Source organism: Spirosoma validum, assembly GCF_014699035.1.
Taxonomy (GTDB): Bacteria; Bacteroidota; Bacteroidia; order Cytophagales; family Spirosomataceae; genus Spirosoma; species Spirosoma validum.
Map to the genome: position 1 here is coordinate 728,404 of NZ_JACXAA010000001.1, position 15,740 is coordinate 744,143.

Sequence of the window (15,740 nt, forward strand, 5' to 3'; positions counted from 1 at the left end):
TTCCGGGAGCAAAGACGCTTGTCTGTGCTCTGCCTGATTTAGTAATTTTTAACAGCTGAAAACGTTTCAAAGCAATAGCGAGATGACCGTTCGTGAATATCTTTGTAAGCTTTAGACTTAACGGTCTTTTGGCAAATATAATTTTTTTGATAGTCCCAACGAAACGATACTTTATTTTGCGGCCCTCGCGAACACAATCAATGTGGATAAAGACAGTGCTATGTCTTATCTGGTTCTTCTGGACGCTCAACGCGTTAGGGCAAAGCAAACCTTTACCCCAGCAACCCGCTAAAGGTGGTTTACCAGACGCTACGGTTCCGGCGCAACGCGTACCGGATTCGCCCGCGAAAACAACTCTTGCCGATACAACTAAGCCCGCAAAGCCGACCAGTACTACAACTATAACTACCACTCCCCGCTCGCAGACAAGCCCGGCTGCCGCTACGCAGGAGAGTGAGCTTGAACGGGAGCTTAATCAAAAATATTTGCCCCCGAACCGAGTCGGTCCTGAACCATCAAGGGCCGTTACAACTCCCCCGGCTCAAAAAAGTCCGCGTGTTGCATCGCCAAAACCGACCCAGCCTGCTCGCACAGACACCGTGCGCACCCGTCCTGCCCAACGCGTAGCCGCTAAACCAAAGGCGGATTCGATACGTATTGATTCGGTTAAAAAGCAGTCTATTGCGCCCTTACAGCCCAAGCGTACGCAACCGGCTCAATCGAAGCCTATACAATCTCAGCCGGGACTTGTAACCCCAAACATTGTTCGTCCGGAGTCGAGAACGGCAATCAGCGATTCGGTACGTGTAGCGGTTAGAGACTCTGCCCAATCCGATTCGACCCAGCAGGCTGATTCTTTTAAGACGACGGTTAAGTACGAAGCTAAAGACTCTACGATTTACGCAGCGGATGGCCGCACAGTGGAGCTATTCGGGGATGCCAGCGTTATTTACGGCGATATTTCGCTTAAGGCTGACTATATCCGTCTGAATTATTTAACGAACGAGGTTTACGCGAAAGGACGATATGATTCAACCTCAAGCAGATGGATAGGCCGACCTATTTTCCAGGATGGTGAAGGCAAGTACGACACCAAGGAAATCCGCTATAATTTTAAATCCAGAAAAGGACGTATTCAGGGGGTTGTTACCCAACAGGGCGAGGGCAATATCCGCGGGACGACGGTAAAGAAAGACGCCGAAGACAACATGTATATTGGCAAGGCAATTTACACGACCTGTAATCTGGCTACTCCGCACTTCCACATTAATGCCAGTAAGCTAAAAGTCATTCACAACACACAAGTGGTGGCCGGGCCATTCAACCTAGTTATCAATCAGATTCCTTTGCCTATCGGTCTGCCGTTTGGCTTTTTCCCGTTTCCGAAGCGGAAAGAAATTGGCGTCTCGGGGATTATCGTGCCTCAATATGGTGAAGAACCCAACGGTCGTGGTTTTTATCTGCGAGATGGCGGATACTATTGGGCTGTTAACGAGAATCTTGGTCTTCAGTTTAAAGGTCAGATTTATTCCCGTGGCAGTTGGGGCTTAGGCGTGTCATCGGCTTACAACAAACGGTATCGGTATAGCGGCAGCGTGAATCTGCAATTTAACCGCAACCGCTCGGGCGATCGTGTCGATCAGACGCAGACTCCGCGCAACGATTTTGCCATTAGCTGGGCGCACTCCCCCGTTCCGCGTGGGCGTGGAAGTTTTTCGGCCAACGTTAACATCACCAGCAACAGTTATAACCAGTTTAACTCCTACACCACGCAGTCGTACATTTCCAACGTAGCGGGATCGTCTGTGCAATACAGCCGCACCTTCGGACAGTACGTCCGGGCGGGGGCTAATATTCGGGTGAATCAGCAGTTCGGACAGATAAACCAGATAACCGGCGTTCGCGAAAATGGCAAAACCGATATATCGTCTGATTTCAATATCGGTGTCAATCAGATTTCACCGTTCGCGCTAAAAGGTGGTACAGGCCGCTGGTACGAAAGTTTTCGGGTCGGGTTAGATGTCAGCGGGTCGTTCGCCATCAGCAATACCGTTCGGCGGCAGGTCGATACGACCGGCTTGGGCTTTCCCGTGATTACGAATTTAACAACCATCAGCAGTGTTCAGCGCGCTTTGGATAGTGCCGCCCGTGCGCTCGCTCTTCAAAGGGGCCAGGTAGTAGCCGATCCAAATCTGATTGCTTTTAGCCTTGACAATCTGCCACAAATTTTAAAAAATCGTGTCGTACAGGCTCGTTACAGCATTCCTATTTCCCTGCCAAATATTAAGTTACTACGTTACATTAACGTAACGCCCGGCTTCTCGTTGCAGGGAAACATCTTCACGAAAAAGCTGAACTATACTTATGTACGTGAAAGCGATGCCGTTCGTATTGACACCATTCCAGGCGTTTTTGCGTCGTATAATTTTTCGGTCAATGCCAGTATGAATACGCGCTTCTATGGTACGTATTTCATTCGCGGCAAACGTATCGAAGCAATTCGGCATACTGTAGCGCCATCGATCTCCTTTAGCTACGTACCTGATTTCACGAACCCATCGTTTGGTCAGTTTCAGATACTGGAAGCAACAGGTAGTTTGACAAATCTGCCATTGTATCGCAGAACCTTATCTGTATTCCGGGGTATTGACGGGAACAGTGGTAGTGCGTCGAGTACGCAGGCGGCATTCGTTTCGTTCGGCATAGTGAATCAGTTGGAAATGAAAGTTCGGACCCGAAGCGATTCGACCGGACAGGATTTCAAGAAAATTCCAATTTTCGACAACTTAAGCCTGACGGGTAATTATAATTTCCTGGCCCCTGATTATAAGTTATCGCCGATTGCGCTTAGTGCGAATACTCAGATTTTCAAGAACATTAGTTTTAACTTTTCGTCGACGTTTGATCCGTACGCTTTCCGGGCTTATGGTGGAACACCGCAGTATTATTTCTCTACGTCAACTACCACAACGCCCCTTGCTTTTTCACCCTCGCTTCAGGGGTTACGTGCCAATGATCCTTACATTGATCAGCAATTTATTCGAGTGCCTAATTTATATGCGTTTCAGGCTGGACAAGGTTTGCTACGTATGACGAATCTACAGGCTTACGTTAGTGCGCGCTTTGCCCCAAAACAGGCTGATAAGAAGAAAACAAGTCCCAATGCCTCAGAGGCAACGATGAAGTCTATTAACAATAATCCCGAGTTGTATGTGGACTTCAACATCCCCTGGTCTATGAACGTCAGCTACACGTTTGGTCTTACAAATCTGACGCCCCAGCTCTCGCAGGTCGTTCAGGCACTGACCTTAACGGGCGATTTGAGTCTGACTCCCAAGTGGAAAGTTACGGTCAGCACGGGCTATGATTTCCAGTTTAATAGTCCAACCCTGACAACTATCGGTATCAACCGGGATCTGCACTGCTGGGAAATGGCTTTTAACTGGACACCGTATTCGGGTAATAATTTCCGCTCTGGTAACTATTCATTCGATCTGCGGGCGCGGTCGTCTATTTTGCAGGAGCTTAAACTCAGCCGTCGCCGTAGCTTTTACGACCGTGGAGGTTTTTAAATCTGACAGACTCTTTTGCTGCTCATCAAAGACAAAAACTGTAACTTGCCCTTGCGATTTAATTCAACTTTCTATGACTGAGCGCGATAAACAACGACTTGACGAACTGGAACTCAAAACGGCTTATCTTCTGGCTCGTCAGGATGAACAGGACACTAGAATGAATCAGATTATGGCTCGTTTGGCATATGTTGAATCTCGTCAATATCGAATTCTGAAAGAACTGGGTATTGAGCCGGATAAGCTGGATACCCCCCAGACAGCTCAGGCAGATGCTAAAGCCATTAATCTGACGGTAATTCCTGAACAGCGGTTGAATTAAACACAATATATTAAGCCAACGTAACGACACTGTAGACCATATCGGCCTGGTTGTTCGTTAAGGTTCAAGTATGAAATTCGCTTCCCTACGCACCCTACTCGTTATTGCTGCGTTACTGGCGGTCAACGTGTTGTCGGCATTTGTTTTTTTTCGGCTCGATTTGACGCAGGAGAAACGCTACACGCTCTCTAGCGCCACACAAACCTTACTGGCTGACTTACCAGACGATATTCACGTTGATGTTTATCTAACGGGCGATCTGCCTCCGGCCTTTAAACGACTTGAAAATGCCGTTCGCGAAACCCTGGATGAGTTTCAGGCCAGAGCGGGAAAGACCGTTACGTACCGATTCATTGACCCTACGGTGATTGCCAATGCCGATGAGAAGAATAAATTCATCGATCAGTTACAGCAGCGCGGTTTAGCTCCTACTAATTTGTTTGCGACTGAAGGCGGCAAACGTACCGAAAAGCTGATTTTCCCGGGGGCTGTTGTTTCGTATAAGGGCAAAGAAATAGCTGTTCTTCTGCTGAAAGGCAATAAGACCGCGTCGAAAGAAGAACAGCTGAATCAATCCTACGAAGGGGTCGAATTTCAACTGGCGTCGGCGATTCAGCAGCTAACCCAGACTGAGGGGAATCGTCGACGTGTCGGATTGCTTTATGGTCATACACAAGTCCCCCCCTCCCGGTTTGCCGATTTACTGGCGTCGGTACAGGCAAGCTACGATCTGTTTTTTGTTGACATGACCAAGCCCGGCCCAATTGCGGGGGTGGATGCTGTGTTAGTACCAAAACCAGATCGTCCTTTTTCGGAAGATGAATTGTTTAAGCTCGATCAGTTTGTGGTTAACGGAGGCCGGGCCTTATTTTTTGTTGATGGTCAGCGGGTTGATAGCGTGAACAACGAAGGCACCTACGCTCAACCGATTAGCCTGAATCTGGACGATTTATTTTTTCGCTGGGGCGTCCGCATCAATCGGGACGTAGTAAAGGACTTCTACTGCGCACCAATTCCGATTACCGTGGGTAACCTTGGCGATAAGCCGAACGTTCAATTGCTTCCCTGGCGGTTTTATCCACTGCTGAATAACTTTGGAACATCAGGTAATCCCATTGTGCGAAATCTCGACGCTGTGTTGGGGCGATTTGTCAGTACGCTCGATACGGTACGATCGGCTAATATTCGTAAAACACCGTTGCTGATGACTTCCCCTTATACGAAGGTCTTGAAGGCACCGGCTTTAATATCGTACAACGAAGCCCGGCAGCAACCCGATCCACAAACGTACAATGGTGGTGTTCATATCGTCGGTTGCCTGTTGGAAGGCAAATTTCAGTCTATGTTTGCCAATCGCATTCTACCGGGCGATCCACGGGCGGCTGGTTTTAAAACGGAAGGTGTTGATTCCCGAGTGCTCGTTTGCTCAGACGGCGACCTGATCGTAAACGACGTCGACTATAAACGTAACACGCCATATCCACTTGGCTTCGATCGATTTACCCGTAATACGTATGCCAATAAAGATTTTGCGTTAAATGCTATCAACTATCTGGTCGATCCGAACGGCGTTATTGCTGCCCGCACCCGAACTGTCACGCTACGTCCTTTGGATAAAATTCGGGTAGATGCGAACCGGACTGGCTGGCAATTACTTAATCTGCTCGGTCCACTGGCGCTGGTGGGTTTAGTAGGTGGCGTGTGGCAGTTTATGCGACGGCAGAAATACGGGCGTTGAACGAAGCTGAGTCTGTAATCGTTTTTACGTTGATTTAGTTATCTTTACTTGTCAACAATACAATGATGGAACCAAAGCAACCGACCGTATCAGCAAAACCTCTTTCAGAAATGACACCACAGGAGCGTCATGAACGGGCTATAGGGGTTCTAAAACGCTTAGTCGCTGATAAGCACCAGGCCGAAGAAGAAATGGTTGAAAATTTTCACAAAGATCCAGCGATTCAGGCAGCCGTTGCCAAACTTAAAGAAGAAAATGAACGAAGAGGAACCCCCGTTGTCCAGTTATAATTTCAATTTCGTCGGAGGGCCACGCAACAGCTATTTCTTCATTACGTTACAACAAATTACTTACGAGATTCAATTTAAGCCAACGCCTTACCTGTTTGGCGATGATTTTGTGCTGGCGGATGAAATTGTCGAACTGGTGATCAAAGTGACCAATAATCCGACTGGCCGAACCCCTTCGCTCGATGTACTCATTGCTCCGACTGTTGCAGCGATTATCAACGATTTCTACCAGAAAAGCAGCTTAACAATCACTATCTTCATCTGCGACACGGCAGATCGCAAACACGAAGCACGCTGGCGAAAATTCAATCGCTGGTATGATCATTTTGCCGCATCTGATTACATACGGATAGACGATACGTATCGGGACACTAGAGAGGATTTACTTTACCACTTTGCTGTAATTGCTAAAAATGGCAACCCTTATCTGCGCGAGGTTGGGCTGGCTTTTTTAGATTTTATGGCTGACGTTAAGATGAATAAATAGGCTGGATTATTCTACCGCGAACTTCATTAACCACTGCGCTACGGTTGCATTGGTCAGATTGAAAATAAGATTGGGAAATAATCCCAATACCAACGCCATTACGCCCAAAGGAATCAGCATAAGTTTCTCACGTGCTGTTAAGTCAGCAAGTACCGCCGTAACGTCTTGTGGCGAGTCGAATGGACGAATCCAGGCTGGACCAAAGAACATACGCTGAAACGTCCAGAGAAAATAAGCTGCAGCCAGCAAAATCCCGGTTGTAGCAACGGCGGTTAGCCAGCCAGGAAGCCATTGCGACTGAAAGCTACCCATCAGCGTAAACAATTCACCCACAAATCCGGAAAAACCGGGCAATCCTAACGAGGCAAAGAAAGCGATTGCCGTCAGCGTAGTATATTGGGGCATCGGTTGCATCAGCCCCCGGTATGAGTCGATCCGTCGATCATACGTGCGGTCATACAGTACACCCGCAATCAGGAACAGCATGGCCGACAGAATACCGTGGCTCACCATCTGATAAATGGCTCCGTTGATGCCTTCGGCGGTAAGCGACGCAACACCCAGCAGGACAAACCCCATGTGCGACACGGATGAATAGGCGATCATTTTCTTGAGATCCATCTGCGCCAGCGCATTCAGTCCTCCATACACAATGGACAACGTACCCAGAACGCCCAACGCCTGAGCATACTCAGCAGCGCCATCGGGGAAGAAATCCCAAACAATACGTAGGAAACCATAGCCACCTATTTTCAGTAACACACCCGCCAATATGACAGATACGGGTGTAGGAGCCTCTACGTGTGCATCAGGGAGCCATGTATGTACGGGCACAATCGGCAATTTGATTGCGAATCCGATGAACACAGCCCAGAAAGCCAGCATCCGTGCAGGCAGACCCAGTACGATTGGCTCGGCAGCAGGATTTAGAAAAGCATTTGGCAGGTAATTACCACCATCGGCCAGATGACGCATATCGAATGTATGAACGATTTGCGACGGATTAAGCTGGCCGTTCTGAAGATACGCCTGTATAGTCCGAATAAGTTCGTCCGATACGGCTGATGGGGACGCCACTACGCCAGTCGCTACTGCCGTGCTGACGGGGTCCATAACGGATAGATAGAGCCCAATCATGACTAACAGAATCAGCAACGAGCCCAGTAATGTGTACAGGAAAAATTTGATGGATGCATATTCCCGGCGGGGTCCTCCCCAAAGCCCGATCAGGAAATACATCGGGAGGAGCATAAACTCGAAGAACAGAAAAAACAAAAAGAAATCGAGAGCGACGAAGCACCCCATGATCGTGCCGGTCAGCAAAAGGTACAGCGAAAAGTACGCTCTGGTACGTGTCGTTATGGTTGTCCAGGACGAAATAACGCCAATCAGCATCACAACAGCCGACAATATCACCAGAGGCAGGCTCATTCCATCAATGCCAACCAGGTAACGAATGGAGGCAATTCCCATATTACCGAGCGGTAACGTAATCCAGTCAGCCTGTTCAAGAAGTTGATAACCTGCCAGCGTCTTATCAAAACTGGCATAGGCTACTGCTGACAGCAAAACCTCAATCAACGTAATGACCAAAGCAATCCGCCGGAACTGGGACGCCTGATTTTCCGGCATTAGTACCACCAGCAGCGACCCAAATAACGGTAGAAAAATAAGTAGCGAAAGAATCATAAAGAGTACCGGCAGCGTCCTGATGCCGGAAAGGTTACAGCAACCACCAAAGTATGAGTAACAAGCCGACTACAGCCGCCGTAATATACGACTGCACCAGGCCATTCTGCACTGAACGAGTTATCCGACCTAACCGGCTAATGCACCAGGCCAGGCCATTAACAAAGCCATCTATCACAAACCGATCGAGCCCACTCGCAAGATAAGCCAGCGTTACGGTTGATATACCGGCACCGTTGACAGCTCTATCAATTACTCGTTGATCGGCATGGTTAAGCAACGTAGCAAGCTTACGTATCGGGTTGATAAATACGTAGTGATACATCGTGTCCAGAAAACCGTATTCTACTGAAAGGCGGACGTAGCTACGTTGTGAATGAGGTTCACGCATTCGAAAACCCAGCCAGCCACCGATTAATACCAAGCCGATGGATACTGGTGCCAGCCACCAAAAGTTCTGTCCCTCGGTTGCTGGGAACAGTTTAAAAAACCAGCTACTATGAGCAGATAAAGGATTTAGCGCAAACCAGAACCATACGGATAAAACGGCCAGGATAAGCACTGGCCCACGCATCAGCCAATCAGGTTCGTGCGCCTGACTTAACGGTACCACATCGTTACGATAATCGCCAAAGAAGACTAGCCGCCACTGCCGGACCATGTAAAAAGCCGTTACCCCTGACGACAGTAGGAGTAGTACGGGCACAAGGTACGACAACCCATCGTTTTGTGCTGAAGACCAATGAAACGCTTCACCAAGAATGGCTTCTTTCGACAGAAAACCAGAGAAAAAGGGCAGGCCTGACAGGGCTGCAGCACAAACGGTATAGGCTATAAACGTTGTCGGTAGCGCTTTACGTAAGCCACCCATGTGCCGCATATCCTGTGTATGGACCGCGTGGATCACAGCGCCTGCACTCAGAAATAATCCGGCTTTGAAAAAGGCATGCGTCAGTAAATGAAACATCGCTCCGCTGACATTGCCCGTTCCCATCGCAGCGACCATCAGGCCCAGTTGCGAAACGGTCGAAAAGGCAAGTACTTTCTTGATATCAGTCTGAAAGACTGCCGAATAGCCGCCCCAGAGCGTTGTAATGGTACCAACTACCGTAATGACGACTAATGCGTCCGGCGAAAGCAATGGATGAATTCGAGCAAGAAGAAAGATTCCAGCCGCAACCATCGTGGCCGCATGAAGCAAAGCCGATACAGGTGTAGGGCCTTCCATCGCGTCGGGAAGCCAGGTTAGTAATGGAAATTGCGCCGACTTACCCACGCAGCCCATAAACAAACACAAACCAAGAGCTGTCGATGGTATTTCACCTGAATTGGGAGCAGTTAATGAAATTAATTCAAGGGTATTGAAATAGTAATACGTCAGGAAAATACCGATCAGGAAACCAATATCCCCAACGCGATTCATCAGGAAGGCTTTTTTAGCGGCCTGACCAGCGGCAGGACGATCCGTATAGAAGCCAATCAACAGGTAAGAAGCCAAGCCTACCAATTCCCAAAAGGCATACAATACCAGCAGGTTGCCAGCCAGAACAATACCCAGCATCGCACCAACGAATAATTGAAGATAGGCAAAGTAACGACCTAGTTTAGGTTCATCGTGGAGATACGACAGCGAATAGAGCTGTACAAGGAGCGCGACAAAATGAACCAGGATCAGCATCAACGCGGTGAGCGCATCGACTTGAAAACTAATGCCAAATGAACTACCTGATAGCGTTGCCCAATTAGTCTGGATAAGCATCGGCTGTTCTGCTACGTTCATAGCCACCACTATCGATACGGCTAAGCCTATACTTGTCAATAGGATGGCTAAAGCACCCGCTATTCGTCGATGAGTTAGCAGCAATACCAGGAACCCCGCAAAAGGCAAGGTTAGTAAAGCGGCAACCGATGCAGACAATAACGGGGAAGCGTCGAGGGGCATTTAGAATCAGTCTGAATTGGCCGCAAATATCCCGATTCTTACCTAGGGAAACAAACTACTTTTAACCCGTTTTTAGCCAGCCCGTCACACTGAGTCGCTCTCGAGTAGCCGGTAAAACCTCGTGTTCCAGGCGACCACTCTCGAAACAGACCAGTCGGCCACCTACTGGCGAAACCGTAATTTGCTGTTCTGACGTCTCGTCGGAATCAGGCAAATAGATGGCTAATTGACCACCGTCGCTTTCCTGCCAATCCGTATTCAAGTAACAGATAACCGAAAGTTTTCGGCGTGAATCGCTCCGAAATTGATCGAGATGACGCTTGTAGAACGTACCGGGCGGATAGAGCGCGTAATGAAATTCATAATCCCGCAAACCGAGATAACACGTCCGATTAACGTACTGAACGAATTCGCCGATACGTAGCAGAAAAGCGGTTTCTTCGGGTGTAGCCGTAGCTTCCTCTAACCATAAAATTTCATCGCCACGAATTGTATTTTCAACGGTTACCTGTTGATTTCCAATGCCAGCCGCCCGAAACTGACCAGCCGCCCGACGTTCACGTAGTCGACCAGCCAAAGCTGTTACGTCGCCGGGTGCTAGAAAATTATCGGTCATCCCATAACCATTGGTCAGAATTCCGTCGATAATCGGCTCAAAAAGCATCTCGGTTTGAGACCCGTGGTCTGCATTATTCATAATAGCTGTGGTTTTCCACGACAACAACGAGCGGTCGACATTACGTTACTGTTTCAACTCATTCAATTCATCTAATTGCGCTGTTCTGAAATGCCGATACACCTGCAACACAATGGCCAGTGCAACCGCCGACTCCGCAGCGGCCACAACCATCACGAATAAAGCCAGCATTTGCCCCTGCAATCGATCAGGATCGTACTGACTAAACGCAACAAGATTGATATTTACGGCGTTGAGCATCAATTCTATGCCCATCAACACAACAATGGCGTGCCGTTTGACAACAACCACCGCTAAACCAATGCTGAAGAGTGCAGCTCCGACAAATAAAAACAGATGGCTATCAACGGGTTGCATGACGGAACGGTTTACGGTGTGAAGCGGCCAGATACGTAGCGCCGACCAAAGAAGCTAACAGGAGAATCCCCGCAATTTCAAACGGAACTACGTACTCCGTCATGAGTTGTTTCCCAATCGTATTGATGGTACTTTGCCAGCCAACAGGTTGGTTCAATAAAGCGAAATTCGCGCGGATCAATAGCGAGAACAGAGCCGTACATAAACTGCCAGCCAGCAATATGCCCCAAAATAAACCTGAACGCGCCCCTGAACGATTCAGGGAAGCAACACGATTGGGTTGCTGGCTATTCGTATTGGCTGGTACTTCGGCTTTGTGCGTGAGCATAATACCAAAAATCACCAATACCAGCACCCCACCCACATAAATCATAATTTGAGCAATAGCCAGAAAGTCAGCGCTCGCCAGGACAAAAAGGCCGGCTACACCCAGCAGCGTTAGTAAAAGAAAAAAAGCGGCATACAGTACGTTACGCGTGAGTAAAACCGCCAGTGCGCCTGCGAGAGCAAGAGCCGAAAAAATATAAAAAGCTAGTTGAATCACTGATTTCTCTGGTTTTATGATTACTCAGCCTGTCCGTCTTCTGGTTTTGCCTTGGGTTTCATCGTGGGTCGGAAAGCTGGTTTGGACTTCGGCGGATCAATCCTAGGGGCTTCGTCTTTTTCATCAGCTTCAAGAGCTGCCTGAATAGCTGGTTCAGCTTTGCTTTCGTCAATGTTAGGCGTCGTCGGAGCGGGTTTCATCGTCGGTCTGAAACCGGCGGGTTTGGGCTTTGTAACTTCTGGCTTAACGGCTTCCGGTTCCTGAGTTGGCTGCGTTTCGACGGGTTTTGCTGGCTTCATCGTTGGCCGAAAACCGCTTGGCTTTGGCGCCGATGGTTCCTGGGTTTCCGTCGTATCCGATTTTGGTTCTTCTGACTTCGCTACCGGCGGCTTCATCGTTGGCCTAAAAGCTGGTTTCGCTTTCGGTGGTTCAGACGTCAATGGTGTTTCTGTCTCGTTTACCGGCGGCTTCATCGTTGGCCGGAAACCAGTTGGCTTTGCACTTGGCGCCGTAGGCTTTGGTGTTACAGTCGTTTCGGGGGCCGCATTTACATCTGATTCGGAAGTTGCCGGTTTGGATGTTCCGGCTGCTGGCTTCATACTGGGGCGGAAGCCAGGCGGTTTTGCGCTTGGCTTAGATGCGATTGGTTGTTCAGTCGGTAAAGCTTGTTCGTCCTGTTTTGCTTCAATCGGAACGTCAGTTGGTGGCGTAGCGGGTTTCTGAGTTGGCTTGAAAACCGGATGTTTTTTGGTTTCCAAACCACACTGGGCAATCTGCTGCATTTCCTCCGGCGTCGCATCCGTAAGTGGATGTTCAATGGAAGAGCCTTCGGAGTTAGCAGGTTCGGCAGGTGGCGTTTTAGAGACTGGCTTTGCCGTTGGCTTAAATATAGGTCGGGCGGGGCTGGCCGTTGGTTTCGCGGCTGGCTCTGTCGACTGATTACCGCTGGCTGCCTTAGCAGCTAGTTGAGCGGCTTTGGCAGCTTCTTTCTCCTGAAGGAATTGTTCGTATAAAGACCGTTTCTCATCGGCCTGTTCAGGCGTCAAATTCGAGAAATGATACGTTAGTTCACCTAGCTCAAACTCGCTGTAGTCGAACTTCTTGTCCATGGTCAGGCACTCGGTGGGGCAAACCACCGTGCAAAGGCCGCAGTAGCAGCACTTGGCCATGTCAATGTCAAATTTGCCCGCATACAGCCGAATTGGCGATCCATCCGACGCACGACCTACTTCTTCCGTGGCTTTGATGGCGTCAATGGTAATGCAGTCTACCGGGCAAACTTTCGCGCACTTGTCGCAAACAATACAGTCATCAATTTCATTACGTAACCGATAACGACCATTGTCAGGAATGGGCAGTTGTTCGTGCGGGTATTGCAGCGTAACCAGGCCATTCTGTAAATCGAAGTAATTCGCACTCGCAATGCCTTCGGGTGTCCGGCGCTTTGTGGCGTTACGTAGGTGCCTGAATGTCAGACTCAAGCCTTTCAGCGTTGTCCGAATACCCAACTGTATATCCTTGAAATAAGACATTTCTACAAGAGTGAACGAGTGATTTTTGGTATGTACTGGTTCGCTTGTTCACTCATTAAATTTTGGGATAGCGATTCGGTTCAGCTTCACTCATAAGCGCATAAACCGTTTCGATAATATCGTCAACGTTGGGTTTTGAGAAATAATCTCCGTCGGACCCATAAGGAGGCCGATGCGCTTTTGCCGAGATGGTACGGGGTGCTGAATCTAAATAGCGATAAGCGTTCTGTCCTTCCACAACTTGCTGCATCATATAAGCCGACGCGCCACCCGGTACGTCCTCGTCCGCAAAAACTACCCGGTTTGTTCTTTTAATGGACTCAACAATGGTGTGATGAACATCAAATGGAATCAGGGTCTGTACATCGATCACTTCGGTATTTATTCCCATCTGCGCTAGCTGATTAGCGGCTTCCATTACAATCCGGCACATGGAGCCATAGGTTACAACTGTTACGTCGGAACCGAAACGTATCGTTTCCGGTACGCCCAAGGGCACGCAAAACTCCGCCAGATTATCGGGTACTAATTCTTTCAGGCGATAGCCGTTCAGCGACTCAATCAACAAAGCCGGATCGTCTCCTTTGATCAGCGTATTGTAAAAACCAGCAGCCTGGGTCATGTTCCGGGGCACCAGTACATGCAGGCCTCGTAAACTCCCAAGCATGGCGCCTAACGGCGAGCCCGAATGCCAGATGCCTTCCAGCCGATGTCCACGGGTTCGAATAATCAGGGGGGCTTTCTGGCCACCTTTCGTCCGATAAAGCAACGTAGCCAAATCGTCCGTTAAAGTAGCCAGGGTATAATAAACGTAGTCGAAGTATTGAATTTCGACAATGGGCCGCAGACCGCGCATGGCCAGACCGATTCCCTGGCCAATAATGGTGGTTTCACGAATGCCTGTGTCGGTGATACGTATCTCACCGTATTTCTCCTGTAAGCCCGCAAATCCCTGATTGACATCCCCAATTTGCCCAACATCCTCACCCAGAGCGACTACGCGTGGGTCGCGAGCGAACAGACTGTCAAAATAATGCTGGAGAAGTTGATAACCATCAAGAAGAGAACTATCGTCGGTAAACTGCGCTGGAACGCTTTCGACCAGCATTGGCGAATCAGGCGATTCGCTGTACAGGTGCGAGTTAAACCGATCATCATTTTCAGCGTTTGTGCGCTCCAGCCAAACTTTTAATTGCTGACGACCAGCACTCGTATCGGCTCGTAAAATACGTAACGCTTTTCGCACAGCCGCAACGGCATCCCGACGTAGCGGAGTAAACGTTTTCCGTAGCTCTTCCCGAATCGCCATGAGCTCCGCTGATTTGGCGTGATGACGAGCCGCCTTTTGCAGCAAATCAAGCGCTTCTTCGAAATCGCCTTTCATTGACTCCTGAAAAGAACTCCAGGCCGCCAGCCGCGCTTCTTTTGCGGTTTGTTTCGCTTTGGCTTCAATGGTTTCCAACTCTTCGTTGGTAGCATAACCATTTTCCAGAATCCACAGCCGGAAAATCCGGTTGCAATCCTGTTCGGCTTCCCAGGCCAATCGATCCTTCGACTTATACCGTTCGTGGGAGCCAGACGTTGAATGTCCCTGCGGTTGAGTAAGTTCCTGTACATGCACCAACACCGGTACGTGTTCGGTACGACAGATATGAGCCGCCTGCTGGTACGTTTCCAGCAACGCTACGTAATCCCAGCCTTTTACCGTAAAAATTTCCAGCCCCTTGTCTTCTGAGTCGCGCTGAAAACCAGCAAGCGCCTTCGAAATACTACCCTTAATTGTCTGATATTCAATAGGAACCGATATACCGTAACCATCATCCCAGACCGACATAAGTAAAGGCACCTGCAACACGCCAGCCGCGTTCATCGTCTCCCAGAACATGCCTTGCGAAGTCGATGCATCGCCAATGGTAGCAAAGACGATTTCATTGCCGTGGTGCGAGAAATTCGTCAGATCATTCAGGTCAGGATTTTCCCGAAACAGCTTGGAGGCATAGGCTAGACCGAGCGAACGCGGAATTTGCCCGGCAGTAGGGGAAATATCACAAACAGAGTTATAGAGTTCCGTTTGATTTCGCCACAATCCCTGCTCATCAAGCCAGCGAGTGGCGTAATGACCATTCATCGACCGACCACCCGTGTTGGGTTCAGCTTCGAGATCGGTGTGGGCGTATAGTTGTGCAAAAAATTCTTGCCAGCTCAATTCGCCTAACGCGGCTACAAACGTCTGGTCACGATAATATCCCGAGCGAAAATCACCCCGATCAAAGGCACGAGCGGCTGCGATTTGTGCTAATTCTTTACCATCGCCGAAAATTCCGAATTTAGCCCGTCCTCCCATCACATCACGCCGACCTAACAAACTCACCTGCCGGCTTTCGCAGGCTAACCGGTAATCTGATAGGATTTTTTCACGACTGAGAATATCAGTCGAGCGGAGTTGTTCGTTTGCTATCACAACAGAGCTACGGATTGAAATCGTCTAGTTAATTTAGTTGCTGATGACGTAGCAGACACCATTTGTACCCACTACGAAACAAAAGTAAAAGTAAGATAAAACAAGTCAG

General features: G+C 48.9%; 12 protein-coding genes. 5 read left to right on the forward strand and 7 right to left on the reverse strand.

The features are described 5' to 3' along the window. Nucleotides 1-200: 200 nt before the first annotated feature. From IC230_RS02915 to IC230_RS02935, 5 genes are all read left to right on the forward strand, one after another. The gene (locus IC230_RS02915) at nucleotides 201-3,572 is read left to right on the forward strand and encodes a putative LPS assembly protein LptD (protein ID WP_223860214.1); all 3,372 of its coding nucleotides are present in this window, start codon (nucleotides 201-203) and stop codon (nucleotides 3,570-3,572) included. Between the two features lie 73 nt (nucleotides 3,573-3,645). Then, a complete protein-coding gene (locus IC230_RS02920) occupies nucleotides 3,646-3,894 on the forward strand; it encodes a hypothetical protein (protein ID WP_191037455.1) in 249 nt (82 codons plus the stop codon). A gap of 70 nt (nucleotides 3,895-3,964) precedes the next feature. Beyond that, the gene (gene gldG / locus IC230_RS02925; protein ID WP_191037456.1) at nucleotides 3,965-5,632 is read left to right on the forward strand and encodes a gliding motility-associated ABC transporter substrate-binding protein GldG; all 1,668 of its coding nucleotides are present in this window, start codon (nucleotides 3,965-3,967) and stop codon (nucleotides 5,630-5,632) included. Between the two features lie 62 nt (nucleotides 5,633-5,694). Beyond that, nucleotides 5,695-5,922: a hypothetical protein gene (locus IC230_RS02930; RefSeq protein WP_191037457.1), complete on the forward strand. Its 228-nt coding sequence runs from the start codon at nucleotides 5,695-5,697 to the stop codon at nucleotides 5,920-5,922. Next, on the forward strand, nucleotides 5,888-6,409 hold the full coding sequence (locus IC230_RS02935) for a DUF6169 family protein (RefSeq protein WP_191037458.1): 522 nt from the start codon (nucleotides 5,888-5,890) through the stop codon (nucleotides 6,407-6,409). Before IC230_RS02930 ends, IC230_RS02935 begins: the two co-directional genes overlap by 35 nt. Before the next feature lie 6 nt (nucleotides 6,410-6,415). Here IC230_RS02935 and IC230_RS02940 read toward each other — a convergent pair whose 3' ends face one another. From IC230_RS02940 to IC230_RS02970, 7 genes are all read right to left on the reverse strand, one after another. Further along, on the reverse strand, nucleotides 6,416-8,098 hold the full coding sequence (locus IC230_RS02940) for a complex I subunit 4 family protein (RefSeq protein WP_191037459.1): 1,683 nt from the start codon (nucleotides 8,096-8,098) through the stop codon (nucleotides 6,416-6,418). A gap of 34 nt (nucleotides 8,099-8,132) precedes the next feature. Beyond that, nucleotides 8,133-10,040 (reverse strand): NADH-quinone oxidoreductase subunit 5 family protein, encoded by a 1,908-nt coding sequence (locus IC230_RS02945; protein WP_191037460.1) that lies wholly within the window; start codon nucleotides 10,038-10,040, stop codon nucleotides 8,133-8,135. A 61-nt stretch (nucleotides 10,041-10,101) separates the two neighbouring features. Further along, nucleotides 10,102-10,737, reverse strand: a complete 636-nt coding sequence (locus IC230_RS02950) for a 2OG-Fe(II) oxygenase (RefSeq protein WP_223860216.1) — start codon at nucleotides 10,735-10,737, stop codon at nucleotides 10,102-10,104. 45 nt (nucleotides 10,738-10,782) lie between these two features. Beyond that, nucleotides 10,783-11,094, reverse strand: a complete 312-nt coding sequence (gene nuoK / locus IC230_RS02955) for an NADH-quinone oxidoreductase subunit NuoK (protein WP_191037461.1) — start codon at nucleotides 11,092-11,094, stop codon at nucleotides 10,783-10,785. Beyond that, nucleotides 11,081-11,638, reverse strand: a complete 558-nt coding sequence (locus tag IC230_RS02960) for an NADH-quinone oxidoreductase subunit J family protein (protein ID WP_191037462.1) — start codon at nucleotides 11,636-11,638, stop codon at nucleotides 11,081-11,083. Before IC230_RS02960 ends, nuoK begins: the two co-directional genes overlap by 14 nt. A 20-nt stretch (nucleotides 11,639-11,658) precedes the next feature. Then, nucleotides 11,659-13,170 carry a 4Fe-4S dicluster domain-containing protein gene (locus tag IC230_RS02965; RefSeq protein WP_191037463.1) on the reverse strand — a complete coding sequence of 504 codons (1,512 nt, stop codon included), beginning with the start codon at nucleotides 13,168-13,170 and terminating at the stop codon, nucleotides 11,659-11,661. Between the two features lie 55 nt (nucleotides 13,171-13,225). Beyond that, entirely contained in the window at nucleotides 13,226-15,631 is a 2,406-nt protein-coding gene (locus tag IC230_RS02970; RefSeq protein ID WP_191037464.1) for an alpha-ketoacid dehydrogenase subunit alpha/beta, read from the reverse strand. Nucleotides 15,632-15,740 lie beyond the last annotated feature (109 nt).

Coding starts and splice junctions, on each gene's coding strand:
- IC230_RS02940 (WP_191037459.1), bottom strand. CDS start 8,098: ATGATTCTTTCGCTACTTATTTTTCTACCGTTATTTGGGTCGCTGCTG.
- IC230_RS02935 (WP_191037458.1), top strand. CDS start 5,888: ATGAACGAAGAGGAACCCCCGTTGTCCAGTTATAATTTCAATTTCGTC.
- IC230_RS02945 (WP_191037460.1), bottom strand. CDS start 10,040: ATGCCCCTCGACGCTTCCCCGTTATTGTCTGCATCGGTTGCCGCTTTA.
- nuoK (WP_191037461.1), bottom strand. CDS start 11,094: ATGCAACCCGTTGATAGCCATCTGTTTTTATTTGTCGGAGCTGCACTC.
- IC230_RS02965 (WP_191037463.1), bottom strand. CDS start 13,170: ATGTCTTATTTCAAGGATATACAGTTGGGTATTCGGACAACGCTGAAA.
- IC230_RS02915 (WP_223860214.1), top strand. CDS start 201: ATGTGGATAAAGACAGTGCTATGTCTTATCTGGTTCTTCTGGACGCTC.
- IC230_RS02950 (WP_223860216.1), bottom strand. CDS start 10,737: ATGAATAATGCAGACCACGGGTCTCAAACCGAGATGCTTTTTGAGCCG.
- gldG (WP_191037456.1), top strand. CDS start 3,965: ATGAAATTCGCTTCCCTACGCACCCTACTCGTTATTGCTGCGTTACTG.
- IC230_RS02920 (WP_191037455.1), top strand. CDS start 3,646: ATGACTGAGCGCGATAAACAACGACTTGACGAACTGGAACTCAAAACG.
- IC230_RS02930 (WP_191037457.1), top strand. CDS start 5,695: ATGATGGAACCAAAGCAACCGACCGTATCAGCAAAACCTCTTTCAGAA.